Origin of the sequence: Thiohalophilus thiocyanatoxydans (assembly GCF_004366735.1) — a bacterium.
Classification (GTDB): domain Bacteria; phylum Pseudomonadota; class Gammaproteobacteria; order UBA6429; family Thiohalophilaceae; genus Thiohalophilus; species Thiohalophilus thiocyanatoxydans.
Genome location: NZ_SOQX01000007.1, coordinates 118,486 through 140,563, shown reverse-complemented (window position 1 = coordinate 140,563; position 22,078 = coordinate 118,486). Strand labels below are relative to the sequence as shown.

Sequence of the window (22,078 nt, the reverse complement as noted above, 5' to 3'; positions counted from 1 at the left end):
TAACTAAACAGATTATGTGTGGCATAGCCGGAATTTTTCACGCCAACCCCGAACAGAAAATCGACCCGCAGTTGCTGGTTAACATGGCGGCGATACAGCACCATCGCGGTCCCGACGGCTTCGGTTACAAGACCCTGGATGATCAGGGGGTGGGGTTCTCCCATGCCCGGCTGTCGATTATCGATCTCAATGAAGAGCGCGCCCGTCAGCCGTTTATGTCCGCCGATGAAAATCTGTTACTGGCACATAATGGCGAGTTTTACGACTACAAGCGGATTCGTGCCGAACTGACCCTCAAGGGTGCGCGCTTTCGGGCCAAGAGCGATTCGGAGATGGTATTGCATCTCTATCCGCGTCTGGGGCTGGAGGACATGCTGCCGCATCTGCGCGGCGAGTTCGCCTTCGCCCTGTATGACAAACAGCATGATCGGCTGATGCTGATCCGGGATCGGTTCGGCGTCAAACCGCTGTACTGGACCGACACCGGCGACAAGATCGTGTTCGGCTCCGAGCTCAAGGTGCTGTTCGCCCATCCCGATGTCCCGCGCCGCTTCAACGCCAAAGGCGTGTTTCATCAATTGATGCAGACCACGGTGCCCGGCAGTACGGCATTTGACAACATCAATCAGGTCAAGCCCGGTCATGTGGTGATTATCGAGCGCAAGCACGGCAAGTTCCAGGTCACCGATCAGAAGTACTGGGACATGGACTTTCCGTTACAAAGCGAGCGGCTGAAAAACGATCGCGATGACGAGGAATACTATATCGAAGGCGTCCGCAAGGAGCTGCTGCAGGCGGTACAGTTGCGCCTGGAGGCGGATGTGCCGGTGGCCTGTTATCTCTCCGGCGGGATCGACTCCTGTTCCACGCTGGGCATGGCGGCGGCCAGCCAGCAGTCACCGGTCAAGGCTTTCACCATCGGTTTTGATGATGCCGATTACGACGAGACCCCGATTGCCACCGAGATGGCCGAGTCGGTCGGTGCCGATCAGGATGTGATGCTGCTCAACGCCGGTCACCTGTATGAAAACTTCGAGGAGACCCTCTGGCATACCGAGCGCACGATCTACAACACCCTGGGTGTGGCCAAGATGCTGATGAGCCGGCACGTCAACAAGGCCGGTTATAAAGTGGTCGTCACCGGCGAAGGCTCCGACGAACTGTTCGGCGGCTATCCGGCTTTTCGCCGCGACATGTTCCTGCACGGTATGGATACCCTGTCGCCGGCGGAGCGGGCCGAATGGGAGGCTATCCTGGCCGAGGCCAACAAGCTGTTTCAGGGCGCCATGCTGGCCGAGGATGAGGTCAGCGATCCGGCCCTGAACGAACTGATGGGTTTTACTCCCAGCTGCCTGCAGCCCTGGCTCGCCTCGGCGGTCCATGTGCCCGGCCTGCTGGCCGCCGATCTGCGTCAGGAAGTCGAGGGGTATGCCCCCGGCCAGGCCATCGCCGAGGCCCTGGACGGCGATATGCTGGAGGGGCGCCATCCGCTGGACAAGGCGCAGTACGTCTGGATCAAGACCATGCTGGAAGGACAGATCCTCACCTGGGGCGGCGATCGGGTGGACATGGCCAACTCGATGGAGGCGCGACCGCCGTTTCTGGATCACCATCTGGCGGAATACTGCGCCCAGCTGCCGCCCTCCATGCGCATCAAGGGGCGCACCGAGAAATACGTGCTGCGTGAGGCGATGAAGGGGATCCTGCCCACCACCCTCTACGAGCGGGAAAAGTTCGCCTTCATGGCGCCGCCGGCGCACACCGATCCGGACAAATGGGCGGCTCTCAAGGTCCTGTCGGACAACTACCTGTCGGACGAGGCCATCGAGGAGGCCGGAGTACTGGACAAGGACGGGGTCAGGGCGCTGTTCGAACTGCACGAGGCCGAGGAGACCACCGCGTCGACCCAGGTGAAACTCGATGCCGTGATTAATCACATGGTCGGCGTGCAAATCCTGCACAAGCATTTTGTCGCGACAGATGTCCCCGCACTGGCTCGCCAGAAGGCGGAAGAATACGGCTGGCGAGTCTGAATGCCGGCCGTCAACGCCGCTTGAAAAAGCAGCCGGTGTTCTGTCTGGCTTGCTGTTGGGTTTTATAAAAGTAAGAGTATTAAAATATTATAAAATTCAATTGCATGGAATAATTCTTTAAGTGTGACGTCTTCCTCATAATCGGCTGCCTGTTTCTAAGGTCCTGCCTGAAATCGCCGATACCATACCAAGAACCATCCAGGGGAGATTTCACCAATGAGACGTTTTCAACTTTTATCTGTGTGCGCACTGCTAGTCGGCCTGGTGGCCGGCGCGGGCGCGGACGAAGCGGCCGCGGATTTGAACTGGGCCGGCTGCGGGATTACCAAAAAAGCCTTCATGGCCGAGCTGGCCAAGGCGTATGAAGCCAAAACCGGTATCAACATCGGTATCGCCGGTGGCGGCGCGACCAAGGGTATCCGTAACGCCGCCGCGGGGAATATCGATATCGGCGGCGCCTGCCGCACGTCGCTGGAGAGTCGTGATGACGAGCGTAATGCCCATCAGATTCCGGTTGCCTGGGATGCGCTGGTGGTGGTGACTCACAATGACAATCCGGTCGATAATATTACCTTCGAACAGCTCAAGGAGCTCTATCTGGGCAAGATTACCAACTGGAAGGAGCTGGGCGGTAATGATGCGCCGATCGAACTGTATGCACGGCGCGGCAAATTATCCGGTGTCGGGCGGACCCTGCGCGAGCTGGTATTCAATAATTTCAATCAGGAATTCGAAACCGACAATCTGATGAAATCCTCCGGTCCGGTGGAAAGCGCGGTAGAGAAAAATCCTCATGCGATTGCGGTGACCGGGATCAGCAGTGCCAAGAAACGCGACTTCAAGATCCTCAAGCTCAATGATTTCGAGCCCAGCTATGAGCACATCAAAACGGGCGAGTATGTGCTATACCGGCCGTTGTACCTGGTAACCCAACGGGGTGCATCCGATCAGAAGGTCAAGGACTTTATCCGCTATGCGGTCAGCGAGGAAGGCCAGAAAATCATTCGCCAACAGGGCACGGTACCCTATACGGAAGCGATGGCGCTGGTGATGAAGCAGCTCGATCAGTATGACAAGGCAACCAAATCCGGTGTCTATCAAACCGGTGCCGGCAGTAATATATAAAACCCGGTTCGTTACTGAAGTAAAAGAGGCACATCAGATGATGTGCCTTTTTTTTGTGCTCTGGAAAGTTAACGCAGAGGACGCGGAGTCGCAGAGGCGTGGAGAATAAAACAATTCCCTTGTGAGAAAGATTCTTTGCCAGAACTGGCTTCAAGCATAGTAACTTTTCCAACTGCATGAACACTTTATACTCTGGCTAACCCGGTAGGTCACGCTGGCGTTAGCCTGCGTGACACCCTGACGGTACGGAGAATGTCAGGTAGCGCTGCGCGCAACCTGACCTACGCCTGGTAATGCAAAGAGGCATGCCCTGTGTGATGTGCCTCTTTTGTGTACTCTGGAAAGTTAACGCGGAGGACGCGGAGTCGCAGAGGCGCGGAGAATAAAACAATTCCCTTGTGAGAAAGATTCTTTGCCAGAACTGGCTTCAAGCATAGTAACTTTTCCAACTGCATGAACACTTTATACTCTGGCTAACCCGGTAGGTCACGCTGGCGTTAGCCTGCGTGACACCCTGACGGTACGGAGAATGTCAGGTAGCGCTGCGCGCAACCTGACCTACGCCTGGTAATGCAAAGAGGCATACCCTGTGTGATGTGCCTCTTTTGTGTACTCTGGAAAGTTAACGCGGAGGACGCGGAGTCTGCATGAACACTTTATACTCTGGCTAACCCGGTAGGTCACGCTGGCGTTAGCCTGCGTGACACCCTGCTGATACGGAGATGCTAATGGAAAGAGGCACACCCTGGTGGCGTGTTTCTTTTTTGTGCTCTGGAAAATTAACACGGAGGCGTTTATGCCCGTTGTGTCGGTGCAAAGACGCAGAGGAAAAATTTATTTGGCAGGTCACTTTCCTCTTAACTGTATTCCTGAAAACCACCGAACCACCGAATACACCGAAATCACTGAAAGCGAACCCATTATATTCAGAGTAACGGTGCGTAGAACGCACCCTACGGCTGACAACACTGAGCCTGTGTCTTCGGTGGTTTTCATTAAATTATGTTTCTCCGCGCCTCCGCGTTCTCTGCGTTCATTTTTCCAGCAGAAAAAAGTGGGTTCATCCCTGACGTACTGATGAATGTGAAAAAGGCGGACATAAAAAAAGAGGCGCCGGAGCGCCTCTTTTTACCTGCAGTGGCAGGGGTCTGATCAGGCGTCTTTACTGGTGTAATAGTCGATCAGGATCTTGGCCACTTCCGGGCGGGAGAATTCCGCCGGCGGGGCTTCGCCGTTGCCCAGCATTTCACGCACCTTGGTGCCCGAGAGCAGGACAAAGTCTTCCTTGGTGTGGTCCGGGGCTTCACACATCATGACCACTTTATTGAGCTTCTTCGACCAGGCGGTGTGATCGGCCTCGAAGATCTCGATATCCATCGCGCCTTTGGGCACTTCGTCGTGGAAGATCTTCTGTGCGTCGAAGGGACCGTAGTAGTCGCCCACACCGGCATGGTCGCGGCCGATGATAAAGTGACTGGCGCCCATGTTCTGGCGGAAATAGGCGTGCAGGACCGCTTCACGTGGCCCGGCATAGAGCATGTCGAAACCGTAACCGGTGACCATCACGCTGTTGGGCGGGAAGTAGAGTTCCACCATCTTGCGGATAGCGGCGTCACGGACCGGTGCGGGAATATCCCCGGGCTTGAGTTTGCCCAGCAGCATGTGGATGACCAGACCGTCGGCGCCGATGCGATCCATGGCCATGTGGCACAGCTCTTCGTGAGCCAGATGCATGGGGTTGCGGGTCTGGAAGGCGACGACCTTGTTCCAGCCGTGTTCCTGGATCTCGTTGCGAATCTCCACGGCGGTGCGGAAGGTGTCCGGGAAGTCGGTCAGAAAGTAGCTGAAATTGAGTACATGGATCGGTCCGGAGACAGCGATCTGCCCCTGGCTGTTGAAAGCGGCGACGCCGGGATGTTCCATGTCGGTGGTGCCGTAGACCTTCTGGGTCATGGTGCTCATCTGATCGTCGGAAATCGCCTCGATGGCCTCCACGTCCATCACGGCCAGCACCGGGTTGCCCTCGACATTGGGATCGCGCAGGGCGATACGCTCGGCGCCCTGGATGGCGTCGGCATTTTCCAGCAGACAGAGGATCGGGACCGGGAAGAAGCTGCCGTCGGTCAGGGTCATCTTCTCGGCGGCGCCCATGGCGTCGGCCACGTTCATGAAGCCTTTGAGCGGGTTGAAGTAGCCGCCGCCCAGCATGACGGCGTTGCCCGCCGCCTGGGAGCTGATAACCACTGAAGGCAGGGATTCCGCCTCTTTACTCAATGCATCGTGTTTCGTCGAGTCATAGACAAAGCGCGGTTGCAGCTCGTCGCTACCAATTGGTTTGATCATCCGTCCTTCCTCAAGGTTGGGCCGCTATGGGCATATGTATTTACGGTTCGGGCTGTCGTTGTCTGGGTGGGCCCGCCGGAGCGGGAGTCCGGCTGCCGCGCAGCCCGGCCAAAATTGTTAGTCGCCCGACTATACACCACTGCCTTCGGGGCGGAACAACAGGGATATTTATGAGGGCATTAGAATACAGGGCCGAGTGCCGAGGGACGAGTGACGAGGCACAAGCCTCCGGATCCGGAAATTAGACTGAGTTGAAATGGATGGGCAAATTCATTTATCACAGAGCTGGAAACAAAAAAAGCGCCCGAAGGGCGCTTTAAATATCAGGACTCGTCCCTCGTCACTCGGACCTCGTCCCTGACAAAAGGCGCCCGGCGGGCGCCTTTTGTTATGCCGCGTCTTCCTTGGCTTTACGGGCCTGCTCGGCTTCTTCCGGTGAATAGGCGGCACCGGACCAGAGCATTTCGTAGGCAATTTCCTCGTTGCCGTTTTCACACAGCTCCAGGACCTGCTGGAACAGGGGCTGGAAGGTCTCTGACATGTGCGAGGCCTCGTGCTCCTCGAAGGTGTTCCAGAAGGTGATGATCAGCGCTTCTTTGCCCTTCAGGGGACTTTCGACCGCCTGGCCGATGGTGGAGCCCTCGTTGGAGACCGCACCGCTGTTCAGGCAGACAAAGCCGCCGACAAAACCGGTGTCGGAGTGATAGGTCTTGACGTTTTCACACAGAAACGCAACGCGCTCCTGCAGATCGTCAATCGAGTATTCGGGTTTGAGAATGACGCGGTTAACAGTCACCACACCATCATGGGGGAAATTCTTGATCAGGTCGCCAGCCATGTTGCTCACCTCCGTTACAGAGTTAGTTGTTTAGTAACTACTAATATAGTAGACACATAAAATAAGTCAAGGTGAACCAATAAAAAACTTATAGCCCTAGTAAATATCTAGGTTATTTCCCTATGTAAGGTTGTCGCGCGGGATTTCAATAGCCGCTAACCATTTGAAAAATAAAAAAGTATCAGATTTTTTGCCAGATCTGACGGACCGTCTCGGCCAGGGTCATCGGGTCGAAGGGCTTGGTAATAACGTCGACCGCCCCCTGGGCGCGCAGCTGCTCCAGCTCCCGGGGCTGGACTTTGGCGGTCATGAACAGCGCGGGGATGGTGGCCAGGGCCGGTTTTTTGCGCAGTTCGGCCAGGGTGGCGGGACCGTCCATGCCGGGCAGCATCACATCCAGGATCAACAGATCCGGTCGACAGGCGTCGGCCGTCTCCAGCGCCTCGGCGCCGTTGTTGCAGATACACAGATCAAAACCCCCTATATCCTGCAGGGCGAGGCGCGCGATGGTCTGGATGTCCGGTTCGTCCTCCACATAGAGGATCTTGTGCAGCGTTGAGGCGTTCATCGGTCTCCCGGGTCGTCGTCAGTGTGGGCGAAGTGACGGGCGCGTTGTCGCAGACAGGCAGCCAGGGTTTCCAGCAGGGTCTGTTGCGAGGTGTCGCTTTTGCGCAGGGCCACGCTGACCTGGCGGGTGGTATCGGCGTCCGGTTCGTGATTGGAGAAAATAACCGTCGCCGGCGGCATCGGGTGCGCCTTGAGCGTCTCCAGCAACGACAGTCCCGAGCCGTCGGGCAGCGTGATATCCAGCAGCAGCAGATCGAAGCGCTGTGCGTCGAGCAACGCTTCGGCCTCCTGCAGCGTCCGGGCGGCGGAGAGTATGACCTGATCCTGCAGCATGAGGGCGACCAGTTGTTGCAGATCCGGATCATCCTCGACATAGAGGACCCGCGGTTTGTCCGGCAGATGTTGCAGGGCGTGGTGCACCGATTGCAGCAGGCGCGCCTGATCCAGCGGCTTGTCCAGCCAGTCGATGATGTCGGCCATGCCCCCCTCGAGTTGATTGCGCGCCTCGTTGGCGATGGCCGAAACGACGATGATCGGCAGTTGTCGGGTGGCGGCGGACTCTCGCAGTTGGCGGATCAGATCCAGGCCGTGCCGATCGGGCAGCAGGATATCCAGCAGCAGTGCATCATAATGGTGTTGCGCGAGGGCGGCGCGCGCCTGTTCGGCACTATGGGTGATATCGCCCTGATAACCGTGGCGGGCCAGCATCAGCTGCAACAGGCCGGCAACATCGGCATCATCCTCGCAGATCAACAGGCGATGGGGCCGGGGCGGCGCCAGGCTGATGATCTGATCCTTGATGCGGGTGATCGACTGCTGCTGATAGAGCGGCATATCAAAATAGAAGGTGGTGCCGATCCCGGGCTGGCTGACGAAATTGATCTGGCCGCCGTGCTGCTCGACGATGGCGCGGGCGATACTCAGGCCTAGCCCGGTACCGCCGGTATTGCGGCTGTCCGAGGCGTCGGCCTGGCCGAAACGGTCGAACACCTTCTGATGAAACTCTTCGGCAATGCCTTTGCCGTGATCGGTGACACTGATGCGTACAAAGTGTTGCTGGATGTTGGCGTCGATCTCGACCCGGCTGTGCGCGGGGGAAAATTTTACCGCGTTGGAAAGCAGATTGTTCATCACCTGCATCAGACGGTGCTCATCGGCAAACAGCTCGACATCGGGGAGTGTGTCGGCCAGCACCAGATCCACATCGAACGGTCGGGCGTAGGCGAGGTTGTTCTCCACCGCCTGCTGCAGAAAACCGGACACGCGCAACGGCTGGTAGTCGAATGCCATCTCACCGGATTCGATCTTGTTAATGTCGAGAATATCGTTGATCAGATGCAGCAGGCGTTCGGCATTACGCGAGGCGATGTCGATCAACGACAGGGCCTGTTCCGGCAGTTGTTCGCCCAGGTTGCCGCTCAGCAGACCGAGCGAGCCGCGAATCGAGGTCAGCGGCGTGCGCAGTTCATGACTGACCGTGGAGACAAACTCGTCACGCAGGCGCTCGATACGCTTGCGTTCGGTAATGTCGACGCCGATCCCCAGAAAGCCGATGCTGTTGCCGTGTGCGTCGGTCATTTCGGTGATCGACAGCAGCACCGGCACCCGGCTGCCGTCACGACACAGATAGGTCCACTCCTGCTCATCCGGGATGCCGCGTCGGGCCAGGGCAATAAAGGCTTCAAAACCCGGCTCGATATCTGTCTCCAGCTCTTCGCTCAACTCGTGGGCGCGCAGCGCGATTTCCCGGGGATCATGAAACAGCATGGGGTTATGCCGGCCGATCACCTCACTGGCGGCATAGCCCAGCGTCCGTTCGGCCGCATTGTTAAAGCTCATGATAGTGCCATTGACATCGGTGGCGATGATGGTGAAGTTGGCGCTGTTGAGAATGGCGTTCTTGATACCCAGGGTGTGCGAGAGCATCTCCGCATTGGCTTTTGACTCGGTAATATCGCGCAGCGACAGCGAGGCCCCCTGCAGAGTGGGATGGATGGCCACTTCGAGCCATTTGGCGCTGGCCGGATAGAAGCAGTCAAACTGGTCGGCGCGTCCATTGCGCAGGGTGTCGTCGAGCGTTTTGTCCAGCAAGGTCAGTAATTCGGGCGCCACCGTCTGCAGCGGCTGGCCGACCAGTTGTTCCGCCTCCAGGTTGAGCAGGCTGCGGGTCAGGGAGTTGGCATAAAGAATGGTTTGCTCGCGATCCACGGCCACAAAGGCTTCGGCGGTACTCTCCAGGATATGGCTGATAGTGTTGCGCTGTTCCACCAGCTGCTCTTCAAACTGGATATGCGCCAGTTCCATGCTCAGCCACTGGGCGATCAGTTGCACCAGTTCCTGCTCGGCCTGGCTGAAAGGGGTGTCACGGGGCTCGGGATCGGAAAAGCTCAGGGTGCCGTACAGCCGGCGGCCGGTATGGATTGGCGTGCCGATATAGGACTCCAGCGGGTGTTGCGCATAACACGGCAGATGGCGCCAGTCCGATTTCCCGACATGGGCTACCGAGGTGATGACCTGGTTATTCAGGGTCTGGCTGCAGTAACTCTCATTCAGCGGGTAGGTCCGGCCTTCCTCCAGCTGGCCGGCCGGCGTGCTGGCATACAAAATGGTGATCTCGCCCTGGCTGACGCGCGACAGCACCCCGAATTGAAGATCCAGTTGATCGCGGCCGTAGGCGAGCAGCTTGCGGGTCTTGTCGGCAAAATCGAGATCCGAGGCGATGATGTCATACAGCCGGGCGAGCCGTTCCTCGCTTTTGCGCAACGCCCGGGTATGTTCCTCGATCCGGGTCTCCGCATACTTGCGCCGGGAGAGGGTGCTGTTGATGACCCCGGTGATCAGTAACGAGATGGCCAGGGTGGCGAACAGGGCGAACCACGGCATCAGCGACAGCTGATCGGGAAAGCGACCCGGCACCGGCCGGATCAGCAGTGTCCAGTCCTGATCCAGTATGTGCAATGGGCGCTGATAATCATTCTTCTGCACATTCAGATCCGGGCGCAAGACAGGGCGGACCTGGTCGTCGACGGAATGGTAGAGCAACAGCCGGTTGTTGTTGCGGTTTAAAATGGCAAGATTCATGGACCGCCTGGCCGTGGTGCGCTGGGCCAGGGCCGCTTCGACGAATTCGTCAAAATCGAGCAACAGGCCGATGAAACCCTGCAGGCGGCGATTGTCAGGATGATAGATCGGTAAAAACAGCCGGATCGATTGCAGTCTCTGTTCCTGTGGATCGCGCTGCGCAGCGCGGATCAGCAGCTGCCGGTCACGTCCGGCCGCCTGGAGCTGCTGGCGCAATGTCGTATCGGCGGCCAGATCCAGCCCGCTCATGGAGGCGCGATAGGTCTCGGGTTCGACGAACTGTACCGGATAGGCGGGGGAATCCCCATCGATCCGGGGAGCCCAGGAGACCCCCTTGATGTAATGATGGCGCAAGACCGCATTGCGCACATAGTTGGCAAATTCGTGACGCTCTACTTTCTCCGACGCCGCATAGAGGCCGCGCAGGCCCTGTAGCAACTTGTCGAGCACATCCCCTTCGGCATCGAGGGCGTGGTAATGCTCATCGAAGGCCAGCTGCAGACGGTAGTCGATACTTTTTTGTTCGTTATCCTGGATATACAGGAACAGGGCGATCGCCAGCGCCGCGCCCGGAATCATGATTCCCAGGCTCAGTCGGTTCAGGTAGGAGCGAAGCGTGGTTAGCTGCAAGTTGGGTTCCCGTTTGCCGCATCAAGAAGAGTCGTTGGCTTACCGGGGTTAAAATAGCACTGTTCGGCCCGATTGACATGCCGGGAGTGTGCCAAGAGGGGATCGAGGCCCTGTCCAGACCGACAACCCCGGTTCAACCGCTCTTTTCGGACGCGGCTCTTCGGGGAGGGGGAGGCCGGTCGGCGGACGGCCGACCGGCGGGGCGTTTAACGCAGATAAAGGAACAAGGCGCCGTTGCCGCGACGGATATTGAGCAACAGTTGCTGACTGTTGCCGATCACCTCGCGCATCCGGGTCAGGTCTTTGACCGGCTGGCGATTGACCGAGACGATCACGTCATCGGGCCGCAGCCCGGCACGCCAGGCCGGGCTGCCCTGCTCGACCTCACTGACCAGCACTCCTTCGATGCGTCCGTGCAGGCGATGGTCTTCGCCGATGTCGGTGAAGCTGGCGCCGGTCAGATGGGCGTGCAGTTGCTCGCCGCCCTGGCCCTGGCTGACCGGCTCCTCGATCGTGGCGGTCAGCGAAGTGGTCTCGCCGTCGCGCAGCACCTTCAGGCGCACCCGGCTGCCCACCTGCAGCAGGCCGATGGCGTTGCGCAGGCTATTGGCGTCGCGCACCGGTTTGCCGTCGACCTCGATCACGATGTCACCGGCCTTCAGGCCCGCCTTGTCGGCCGGGGAGCCCGGTGACACCTGGGTGACGACGGCCCCCTGGCCCTGCTTGAGTTCGAAGGCCTGGGCCAGTTCCGGGGTCAGATCCTGGGCCTGGGCACCGAGCCGGCCGCGACGCACTTCGCCGTGTTCGACCAGTTGCGCCATGACCTGGCGGGCCATATTGACGGGAATGGCAAAGCCGATGCCGATATTCCCGCCGGAGCGGGAGAAGATGGCGTTGTTAATGCCGACCAGCTCGCCGTTGAGATTGACCAGCGCCCCGCCGGAGTTGCCGGGGTTGATCGAGGCGTCGGTCTGGATGAAGTCTTCGTAACCCTGAATCCCCAGACCGCTGCGATCCAGCGCACTGACGATGCCGGAGGTGACCGTCTGGCCCAGGCCGAAGGGGTTGCCGATGGCGACCACGAAGTCGCCCACCCGCAGGCTGTCCGAATCGGCCAGCGGCACGGCTTTCAGGTTGTCGGCGTCGATCCGGATCACCGCCATGTCCGAGTCGGGATCGGTGCCGATCAGTTCGGCCTCGTAACTGTTGCCGTTGCGCAGGGTGACCTGGATCTGATCGGCGTGCTCGATCACATGATTGTTGGTCAGGATGTAGCCCTGCTCGGCATCGACGATGACCCCGGAGCCCAGGCTCTGGGTGCGGCGTTCGCGCGGCCTATCCGGCGGCATATCGAAAAAGCGCCGGAAGAAGGGATCATCCAGCAGCGGATTGCCCTGCACCCGCACCCGGCCGGTGGTGGCGATATTGACCACCGCGGGGGTGACCTTGTCCAGCATCGGCGCCAGACTGGGCAGTTCCTCGCCCTGGCTGTCGTGGGTGGGCAGGGCCACCGCGTTGCCGGCCAGCAGCAGGCCGAGCAGCAGGTACAGCACATATCGAGTGGACCGGGCGGTAGTCAGACTTCTCAAGATCGGCTCTCCCTTTTACTACGGTATCAATTGAATTCAAAACCCGCCGTAAAAAGCGGTGGCATAACTATAGTGCCTGATCGGCAGGTAAATGTTTCTCGAGTCAATGCAAGAATATGTAAAGACAGCGAAGTTGGCAGAGGGCAGTTGGCAGTTTGCAGTTATCAATCTGAAGTCATAAGTCCGAAATCGGTTTTGATCCTGATTTACGACTTATGACTTCCGATTTCTGACTTTTAACTGACTGCCAACTGCATACTGCTAACTGCCAACTTCGATTTTTCTGCGCCGGGCATGGCTGGCCTTGGGCAGGGTGACGTTGAGCACGCCGCGCTTGTATTGGGCTTTGGCCTTCTCCTGATCCACGGCCGTCGGCAGCGGCACGGCGCGCTGGAAAGCACCGTAGGCGCGTTCGCGAATATGGAAGTCGCCTTCGGTCTGCTCCCGTTGCAGCCGCTTTTCGCCGCGCACCAGCAGATAGTCGTCGACCACGGCAATATCAAAGTCATCGGCTTCCATCCCCGGCACTTCCAGGCGGACCACCAGATCGTCACCCTTGTCCTGCACCTCGGCGGCCAGGACACTCCAGCGGGCCCCGCGCAGGGCGCCGACGTCTTCGGCCGACTCCACCTCCCCGTCGTGCTTGACCGGGTTGAAGCGGGTAATGGCGTTGGCGGCCCGGTCCCGCAGCTGGGTCCAGCCCTCGCTGAGAGAGTGCCAGGCACGGTTGAGTCCCTGTTGCAGTTCTGCCATCGCGTTCATGTTCACTCCTTAAATATATGATTGCATGAAATAGGCCGGATCAAGCCGCAGGCGGATCCGGCATCTTCGGTCATTGGCCGGTGGCCCCGCGTTGTTTGAGCCACCCTGCGATTCAGAGGTCGTAATGTAGTGAGGTCGCCAGATTGTCAGGTCGCGAGGTTGGGAGAGGCTGCGACAGCTTGACACGCCTCCCCTTTCGACTTGACGAGCTAACGCTCTTACGACTTCGCCATCTCACGCCAATCAGCTTTCGACCGAGATCTTGCGCGGCTGCACGGCTTCCTTCTTGGGGATGGTGATCTCCACGACGCCGTTTTTGGACTTGGCCGAGATCTTCTCCGCATCGGCGGTATCCGGCAGGCTGAAACGGCGATAGAAGGCGCCGTACTGGCGTTCCACCCGCTTGTAGCCTTCCTTCTCGTCCTTCTTCTCGGATTCGCGTTCACCCTTGATGGTCAGGATGCCGTTTTCCATGTGCACGTCCACGTCCTTGGGATCCACGCCGGGGACATCGGCATGCAGGATGAAAGCGTCTTTGGTCTCCTTGATGTCCACCGCCGGGATCCAGTCGCTGGTGGCAATGGCGCTGCTTTCACCGCTGTCGCCGGTGGTTTCCAGCATATGATCCATCTCGCGTCGGATCTGGTTCAGCATGCTCCAGGGTTCATAACGTACTAGGGCCATGATTCGTTCTCCTTTATTGCAAATAAATAACGTGGGTTGAATTTATTCGCAGGTGTTGCTGTGCGCACAGTGTCCATCTGCTTGAGGGGATATAGGTGTGAACCCGATGGTTATCAAGTGCGGGCGGCAAATAGTGTCAGCGGGAGCGTGGCGCGGCACGGCGATCCGGCCCGGTGGATCGGCGGCGATGGGGCAAAATGGCCGCAACGTAAGTAGACCCTAACCGTCAAAGCGGCGCGCCAGGCCAATATAAGTAACACAATATATAGTGGTCGGGGGAGGGCATTTTTGTTCTGCCCCGGGACGGCGCAGACTGCCTGATAATAGTGCAAGTACCTGTTTGTTAAGGGTAAACCCTGAGTCATAAAATACACGGCAAAGCATTGACAGACCCCGCCGGGGGTCCTAAGCTCATACATCAAACACAATATCTAGTGTTTGCCAGCAGTCTTGTCGTAATCAGCTGTACCATGTTGTACCCGAGGGCGTCGTTTGCCGTACACAACAAGTCGGCCCGGGCTTTGGCTTTATATTATCCGCGCAAAAGGGAGGAACACCGCACATGAGCGCCGAGCTACATAAACTGCCTGTCGGCAGTGTCAAAGAAATTCCGTTCCAGGACGCATCCCTCGATATCTGGGACAAAAAATACCGCCTCAAGAGCAAGGACGGCCGGATCATCGACCAGAGTATGGACGAGACCTATCAGCGGGTGGCGCGGGCGCTGGCCGAAGTCGAGGAGAAGGACAAGCAGGACCACTGGTACGAACAGTTTCTCTGGGCCCTGCGCCAGGGCGCCATCCCCGCCGGGCGCATCACCTCCAACGCCGGCGCGCTGGAGCACAAACCGGCCACCTCCACCATCAACTGCACCGTCTCCGGCACCATCCAGGATTCGATGGACGATATATTAAACAAGGTGCATGAAGCAGGGCTGACTCTGAAGTCGGGTTCAGGTATCGGTTATGACTTTTCCACCCTGCGTCCCAAAGGCGCGTATGTCTCCGGCGCCGGCGCCTATACCTCCGGGCCGCTGTCGTTCATGGATATCTACGACAAGATGTGCTTCACCGTCTCCTCCGCCGGCGGACGCCGCGGCGCGCAGATGGCGACCTTCGAGGTCGGTCATCCGGACGTGATGGACTTTATTCGCGCCAAGCGCGAAAACGCCCGCCTGCGCCAGTTCAATCTTTCCCTGCTGATCACCGACGAGTTCATGCAGGCGGTGGAGAGCGACGGCTGGTGGCAACTGGCCTTCCCGCTGACCGAAAAAGAGATCGACGAAGACGGCCTCGATCTCAAGGACAGCGAGCAGATCATCTGGCGCGACTGGCCGGTGAAGGATAAGTACTTCACCAACAAGGAAGGACTGGTGGCCTGCAAGGTGTACAAGACCATCAAGGCCAAACACCTGTGGAACATGATCATGAACTCCACCTACGACTTCGCCGAGCCGGGGTTCATTCTTATAGATAGAGTCAACGAGCAGAACAACAACTGGTACTGCGAAAACATTCGCGCGACCAATCCGTGTGTCACGGCCGATACCCGTCTGCATACCCAGTACGGCATGGTCGAAATCGGCGAGCTGTACAAGTCCGGTGCCGAGCTGCAAACCACTGTGGATACCCGCGCGCTGGGCCAGGACGGCAGAGGGACCGAGGCAAGATCAGCCGTACCGGCCTTTATGACCGCCGGCGAAGCCGATGTTTACCGCGTGACCACCAAGGAAGGTTATGAAATCAAGGCGACCGAGTGGCACGACTTTTATACCGGTCGGGGCAAGATTCCGCTGAGCGAACTCCAGCAGGGCGACAGCCTGCTGGTGCAGTCCGGCAAGGGTCAGTTTGGCGATGAAGGTTCCAAAGAACTGGGCATGTTGCTGGGGCTGATCGCCGGTGACGGCCACTTCACCAATCGCGGTGGTGGCAAGGAAGCCGCGATTGTCAATTTCTGGGGTGAAGATCGAGTTCTGGCCCCGGCTATTGTTAATTATGTCAACTCGCTGATCGGCGATGTGGCCATGACGCCGCGTGCCTATCATGTGTCACCGGTTGCAGTGCCGGATCGCAATCATGTGTTTGTCCGCTCCGTGATCCTGGCGCGGGTACTCGAACATTACGGCTTCACCAAACAGACCAAGCTGCAGGTGCCGGAAGTCGTCTGGCGCGGGTCCGAAGAATGCGTCAGGGGCTATCTGCGCGCCCTGTTCCAGGCCGACGGGACGGTCAATATCTCCGGCAAGAGCCAGAGCTGTTCCATTCGCCTGGCTTCCAGCCACAGGAAGCTGTTGCAGGAAGTGCAGATGCTGCTGTCCAACTTCGGTGTCTTCTGCCGTATCCACAAACGCCGTGATGCCGGCAAACGGTCGCTGCCGGACGGCCATGGGGGCAGCAAGGAATACAACTGTCAGGCCGATCATGAACTGATTATCGACGGTGAGTCCCGCGAACAGTTCATGGACGAGATCGGCTTCCTGCTCGATTACAAGAACGATCGTTATCGCGAATGGGCGGCCGAACGTCCGCTCTACAAGAGCCAGAAGTTTACCTCCACTGTTGAATCGATTGACTACGTGGGACGTGAAGCCGTCTTTGATACCACCCAGCAGGATCACAACACCGTGATCTTCAACGGGCTGGTGACAGGGCAATGCGGGGAGCAGCCATTACCGCCCTACGGCTCCTGCCTGCTGGGTTCGATCAACCTGACCAAGTTCGTGCGCAACCCCTTCACTCCCGAGGCGAGCTTCGACTGGGAGGAATATCAAAAGGTGGTCAGCATCTTTACCCGCATGCTGGATAATGTGGTCGAGATCAACGGCCTGCCGCTGGAAGGTCAGCGCAAGGAGATCCTGAGCAAGCGTCGTCACGGCATGGGCTTTCTGGGGCTGGGCTCCACGCTGACCATGCTGCGCATGAAGTACGGCAGCGGCGAGTCGGTGGAATTCACCGAGAAGGTCAGCCGCGAGCTGGCGCTGGAAGGCTGGCGCACCGGCCTGGCCCTGGCCGAGGAAAAAGGCCCGGCGCCGATCATGGAGCAGGAATTCAAGGTCACCGCCGACATGCTGCGCTGGCGCCCGGAGATGAAAAAGGACGGCATCAAGGTCGGCCAGAAGCTCAAGGGCAAGGTGCTGCAGGCCAAGTACAGCCGCTATATGCAGAAGGTGGCCGAGGTGGATCCGGAACTGGTCGAGCAGATCGCCGAGAAGGGCGTGCGCTTCACCCATCACAGCTCCATCGCCCCGACCGGCACCATCTCCCTGTCGCTGGCCAACAACGCCAGTAACGGCATCGAGCCGTCGTTCGCCCATCACTATGCGCGCAACGTGATCCGCGAGGGGCGCAAGTCCAAGGAGAAAGTCGACGTCTTCTCCTTCGAACTGCTGGCCTACCGCGAGCTGGTCAACCAGAAGGCGATGCCCTACAGCGAGGAGGAAGAAGCCAAACTGCCCGACTACTTCATCACCGCCGAAGACATCTCGCCCAAGGAGCATGTCGACATCCAGGCCGCCTCGCAGAAGTGGGTGGACTCGTCCATCTCCAAGACCGCGAATGTGCCTACCGAGTACGCCTTCGAGGACTTCAAGGACATCTACACCTACGCCTATCACCAGGGGCTCAAGGGCTGCACCACCTTCCGCTTCAACCCCGAGGCGTTCCAGGGCGTGCTGGTCAAGGACAAGGATCTGGAAAACACCACCTACCGCTTCACCCTGGACGACGGCACCGTGATCGAAGCCAAGGGCAACGAGGAGATCGAATACGACGGCGAAACCCATAATGCCGCCAACTTGTACGATGCCCTCAAAGAAGGCTATTACGGAAAATATTAGCGGTAGGCCGGACTGTTGTCCGGCAAACAAACCCTCATCCCATCCCCTCTCCCCCAGGGAGAGCACCCTGAAGGGCATAAAGGTTAGGGAGAGAGGATAAAAACAGACAACTCTCTTTTTAAATTCCCTCTCCCCTCCGGGGAGAGGGATAAAGGGAGAGGGGCAAAAACCCGATGTGAGTTGGTAAACCCAACAACATAAAAGAACAAGCGAGAGGAACAGCAACATGGCCATCAAAATCGACAGCAAAATCGCCGCCTACGAAGTGGTCAAGGAAGAAGACGCCGACGACCAGGCCGCCGAAGCGGCGCTGAAAGAGAAAGCGGAGGCAGAAGACAACGTCATCCACATGCACGAGAAGCTCGAGCGCCCGGAAATGCTGCTCGGCTCGACCTACAAGATCAAAACCCCGCTGACCGAGCACGCGCTGTATATCACCATCAACGACGTGATTCTCAACCAGGGCACCGATCACGAACTGCGCCGCCCGTTCGAGATCTTCATCAATTCCAAGAACATGGACCACTTCCAGTGGATCGTCGCCCTCACGCGCATCGTCTCCGCCGTGTTCCGCAAGGGCGGCGACGTCACTTTCCTGGTCGAAGAGCTGCGCTCGGTGTTCGACCCGCGCGGCGGCTACTTCAAAAAGGGCGGTAAATACATGCCCTCGCTGGTCGCCGAGATCGGTGACGCCATCGAATGCCACATGCGCATGATCGGCCTGCTCAAAGACGAGGGTCTGGACGAGCATCAGAAGAAACTGATCGAGGAAAAACGCGCCCAGTTCGAAGGCGCCAAGAAAGTCGCCGAAGAGTCCGAAGAAGCCAAAGGCGACTTCCCGGCCGGGGCGCAGTTGTGTGGCAAATGCAGTACCAAGGCCGTGATTAAAATGGATGGGTGTTTGACGTGTTTGAATTGCGGCGATAGCAAATGCGGCTAGCTTGCTTCGTGAGAAGCACGATTAGCCGCGTTATAAACTGTTTTGAGTTTCCTCACTACGCCAGATGGTAGCTCCGGTACTCAAAACAGTTTATGCCTTGCTCTCGCACTTCTCACTGTGCAAGTTGTGAGACGCGAAGAATAATAATGAGAAAGCAGTCCAACGGGCTGCTTTCTGCATTTATAGTTAAGTTGGATTATGTTTATGCGAATTGCACTGAAAATTAAGGTATTTTAAAGCTATATCATTTAATAATATATTTAATATGGGTAAGTAAAAGAATTGGGTCTATTTATGAGCGACAACAAACTATTAGCATCAGTAGCATTGTTTAGTGAGCTCTATGATAACAATAAAGATATATATGATGTTATTGCGGAGTTGTTGAAAGCAGTTTTCGTGCTAGAAAAGAAATGGGAGTTTAATGCGAGTGAGGCAACACAGTATCTTGAGGATGTGTTTGGTTTCCATATTCCAGAGGCAGTGGTAAAAACCACTCTAAGGAATCGCTTAAAGAGGGATTATAAGGTATTAGATGAAAAAGATGGTGGTTATTATGTAATAGACGAAGATCTAAAAAAATCAAACCCTTTGTCAGGACAGCTAAGTTCAGCGAAAGGTGTCCAGAAAAAAATAGTAGAAGGATTAGTTGATTTTATAGAGAAGCGTTTACATCAAAGCCTTGCTGATGTCGAAAAGCAAGATATTGAAAATGAATTTTGTGATTATCTTTTAGATAACAGCTCGAGGCAGAGATACTCAGATCTAATAAGCTCGTATATCATTGCTAACAAAGATCAAAGTGACTTTACCAAAAATTTAAATGCAATAAGAGAAGGGCTTGTTATATATGACGGGATAAGGTATTCGCCTAATTTAGCTGATATTGGAACATGGAAAAAAGATATCACGATATATTTAGATACAGAACATTTATTCAACGTTGCCGGATATAATGGTGAACTTTATAAAAATTTATTTGGTGAGTTTTATGGGTTAGTTAAAGAAGTCAACCAAAAGAAAAATGGAAAGATATCATTAGAGTATTTTGATGAGTGTGAAAGTGAGGTTCATAATATTTTTCATGTATGTGAGTTGATAGTTGATGGAAAGGTAAGGCCGGATCCATCAAAAACTGCGATACAAAATATTCTAAATGGTAGTGGTACAAAAAGCGATATAGCAACTAAGAAGGCAAAATTATTTTCTCTGCTAGAAAAGAAGCGTATATTTAAGGTTAATAGAGACGATTTTTATGATGAATACCAATATGTTGTAGAGGGTGGTGAGTTAATACAAAGTTTAAAGAAAGAAGCGGAGGAAAATAATAGGCAATTCGATGAAGAAAAATGTAAGAATGCCTTGAAATTATTCACAAAAATCAATGCGTTGAGGAAGGGAGAGAATAAAAGATCTTTTGAAGATATTGGCCATATTTTAATGACTGGTAATAGTGTGACTCAGTATTTAGCATTTCATCCTAAAATAAGAGAAAACGATGGAAGCATCCCTTATGCAACTGATATTGATTTTATAACAAATAGACTCTGGTTTAAGTTAAATAAAGGGTTGTCGAATGATTCAAAAATCCCGTTATCATTTGATGTTGTTATAAAAGCTCAAGTTGTTTTGGCTTCTCATATTAATAGTTCAGTCTCTGAGAAGTTTGATCAACTCAAGGAGCAATATGATCAAAGAAAATTATCGGCGGAAGAAGCTGAATATTTGCATAAAGAGCTAAGGAGCAAGTCAGCTACGCCTGAGGAGATAACTGCGACTGATATTGATGATGCTTTATCATTTCTAGGAAATAAAGAAATTGAGTCACATATAAGAGAAAAAAGCTTGCTTGAGAAAAAGGCTTATGAAGGTGAAAAGGCTATAAAAGAACTGCAGTCCATAAAGGAGAATGAAAGAAGTGCATTGGTTATAAAAAAACAAAGAAATATCATGATTTTATTTTGGTGCCTTGCCATATTGTTAGTGTCAATAATTATTGGATTGTATGGGGTTGTAGTTTATCTGCTTATAGAAATTCAAGGAGGAAACAAGAATGTGCTGGCGGTGCTTGGCGTATTCATTTCTTTTTTTGCCGCTACATCACCTATTGCATATAGTAAAAAAATTATCGCATACCTCATGGATAAATATAGATCTATGATTGCTTCCGCAAGGAAAGTCGCAGAACGATGATCGAAATCCGGGTTCAGTATACTAATTATCAATCTAAACTGATTCAGAAGGTAAAATAGGTGTGCTGTCCCAGGAATTCCCAATGTGCGCAGGTTATTGATGCGTTAGCGCTACCAAAAGCTCGATTCCTGGTGCATTATTAACAGTTTTGAAGTTATTTATGGTGATGAAAAAGTGAAAAAGCCGACAGCGATTAGCCTTTTTTGTGGTGCAGGCGGGTGCTCTCTCGGATTCAAGCAGGCTGGATACGAGATACTTTATGCGAATGATAAAGACCACGCAGCCATCGAAACTTATAAAAAAAATTTCCCCGATACAGTCTGTAGTAATGAAGATATTAATAACTTAGATTTTACTCAGATATTGAAAGATATTGGGGTTGGTCCAGGTGATCTTGATATGTTAATCGGTGGCCCACCTTGCCAAGGCTTTTCAACTGCCGGAACGAGATTTTGGGACGATCCAAGGAATCATCTATTAAGAAGCTATGTCAAAGCTTTGGAAGTTATAAGGCCTAAATGGTTTATTATGGAAAATGTTGAGGGTCTGCTAACTTCCAATAAAGGAAAATACGTCTATGAAGCAGCTAAAGCCTTTATAGATCTCGGGTATCTTATAAGGATTGAAAAAGTATATTCGCAGGAATATGGGGTACCTCAGAGAAGGAAAAGAGTGCTAATTGTTGGTAATCGGATCGGGCATGAGTATAAGTTGCCCGAGGCGACAATAAAGGTATCTGGGCAAATATTCAGAAATTCAGATATTACTATTTCGCACGCAATTGAAACCCTCCCAAGAGCAACTACCTCCAATCTCAAATCGGTAAAACCTGTTTCCGAGCCTGTCCGCGATAAGTTTGATCTTTTGTTGAGGGGGAGGGCCACTGAAATCACAGATCACTATTGCCCAATTGTTAAAGGACTTCAGCTAGAACGGATCTCGGCTCTTAAGCCTGGTCAGACAATGAAAGATCTGCCTGAGAACCTTCAACATGAGTCGTTCAAGAAGCGGGCTAATAGGCGCGTTGCTGATGGAACGCCTACTGAAAAGCGGGGAGGTGCTCCTTCAGGGCTGAAAAGGTTAATAAAAACGGAGCCAAGCCTAACAATCACTGGTGCGGCAACTCGAGAGTTAATCCACCCTGTCGAAGATAGACCGTTAACGATCAGAGAAGCTGCAAGAATCCAAACCTTCCCGGATGACTTTTGTTTTTATGGTACTGCCTCCCAAAAGATACAGCAAATAGGCAATGCTATCCCCCCTATGCTTGCTCGTATTTTCGCTGAGCATATACGAGACGATTTCGGTTTTTTTGGAAAAGCTTGTACTGAAGGCAGGCTCATAGGATATCTATTAACTAAAGCAGGAGCGATGAGCCCGGCATTGAAGGTAACGGAATCATTGCTGCTAAATCTCATGGAAAATCAAAACCAGAAACAACATTTATTATTTGGATAG

Annotated in this window: 13 protein-coding genes; 6 read left to right on the top strand and 7 right to left on the bottom strand. The window is 54.9% G+C overall.

What is annotated here, in order from left to right; translation table 11 throughout:
- The first annotated feature begins 14 nt into the window (after positions 1-14).
- Both asnB and EDC23_RS12100 read left to right on the top strand, forming a co-directional pair.
- Positions 15-2,033, top strand: a complete 2,019-nt coding sequence (asnB, locus tag EDC23_RS12105; protein ID WP_134084936.1) for an asparagine synthase (glutamine-hydrolyzing) — start codon at positions 15-17, stop codon at positions 2,031-2,033.
- A gap of 216 nt (positions 2,034-2,249) precedes the next feature.
- Complete coding sequence (locus EDC23_RS12100) at positions 2,250-3,158, top strand: phosphate ABC transporter substrate-binding protein (RefSeq protein ID WP_134084934.1); 909 nt, start codon at positions 2,250-2,252, stop codon at positions 3,156-3,158.
- A gap of 1,152 nt (positions 3,159-4,310) precedes the next feature.
- Here EDC23_RS12100 and sat read toward each other — a convergent pair.
- The 7 genes from sat to EDC23_RS12065 form a co-directional block, all read right to left on the bottom strand.
- The gene (gene sat / locus EDC23_RS12095; protein ID WP_134084932.1) at positions 4,311-5,501 is read right to left on the bottom strand and encodes a sulfate adenylyltransferase; all 1,191 of its coding nucleotides are present in this window, start codon (positions 5,499-5,501) and stop codon (positions 4,311-4,313) included.
- 388 nt (positions 5,502-5,889) lie between these two features.
- Positions 5,890-6,339 carry a ligand-binding protein SH3 gene (locus EDC23_RS12090; protein ID WP_134084930.1) on the bottom strand — a complete coding sequence of 150 codons (450 nt, stop codon included), beginning with the start codon at positions 6,337-6,339 and terminating at the stop codon, positions 5,890-5,892.
- Between the two features lie 181 nt (positions 6,340-6,520).
- The gene (locus tag EDC23_RS12085; protein ID WP_134084928.1) at positions 6,521-6,907 is read right to left on the bottom strand and encodes a response regulator; all 387 of its coding nucleotides are present in this window, start codon (positions 6,905-6,907) and stop codon (positions 6,521-6,523) included.
- A complete protein-coding gene (locus EDC23_RS12080; RefSeq protein WP_134084926.1) occupies positions 6,904-10,617 on the bottom strand; it encodes a response regulator in 3,714 nt (1,237 codons plus the stop codon). The genes EDC23_RS12085 and EDC23_RS12080 overlap by 4 nt, the downstream gene beginning before the upstream one ends.
- A gap of 206 nt (positions 10,618-10,823) precedes the next feature.
- Positions 10,824-12,206: a DegQ family serine endoprotease gene (locus EDC23_RS12075; RefSeq protein ID WP_399359404.1), complete on the bottom strand. Its 1,383-nt coding sequence runs from the start codon at positions 12,204-12,206 to the stop codon at positions 10,824-10,826.
- A 261-nt stretch (positions 12,207-12,467) separates the two neighbouring features.
- Entirely contained in the window at positions 12,468-12,968 is a 501-nt protein-coding gene (locus EDC23_RS12070; protein WP_134084924.1) for an Hsp20/alpha crystallin family protein, read from the bottom strand.
- 243 nt (positions 12,969-13,211) lie between these two features.
- Entirely contained in the window at positions 13,212-13,652 is a 441-nt protein-coding gene (locus EDC23_RS12065; RefSeq protein WP_134084922.1) for an Hsp20/alpha crystallin family protein, read from the bottom strand.
- 562 nt (positions 13,653-14,214) lie between these two features.
- On the opposite strand from EDC23_RS12065, the gene EDC23_RS12060 reads away from it, so the two are divergent.
- The 4 genes from EDC23_RS12060 to EDC23_RS12045 all read left to right on the top strand — a co-directional run bounded on the left by EDC23_RS12060 (position 14,215) and on the right by EDC23_RS12045 (position 22,078).
- Complete coding sequence (locus tag EDC23_RS12060) at positions 14,215-17,487, top strand: LAGLIDADG family homing endonuclease (RefSeq protein ID WP_134084920.1); 3,273 nt, start codon at positions 14,215-14,217, stop codon at positions 17,485-17,487.
- Between the two features lie 226 nt (positions 17,488-17,713).
- Positions 17,714-18,427: a TSCPD domain-containing protein gene (locus tag EDC23_RS12055; RefSeq protein ID WP_134084918.1), complete on the top strand. Its 714-nt coding sequence runs from the start codon at positions 17,714-17,716 to the stop codon at positions 18,425-18,427.
- 294 nt (positions 18,428-18,721) lie between these two features.
- A complete protein-coding gene (locus EDC23_RS12050; RefSeq protein WP_134084916.1) occupies positions 18,722-20,620 on the top strand; it encodes a hypothetical protein in 1,899 nt (632 codons plus the stop codon).
- A 174-nt stretch (positions 20,621-20,794) separates the two neighbouring features.
- Positions 20,795-22,078: a DNA cytosine methyltransferase gene (locus EDC23_RS12045; protein ID WP_134084914.1), complete on the top strand. Its 1,284-nt coding sequence runs from the start codon at positions 20,795-20,797 to the stop codon at positions 22,076-22,078.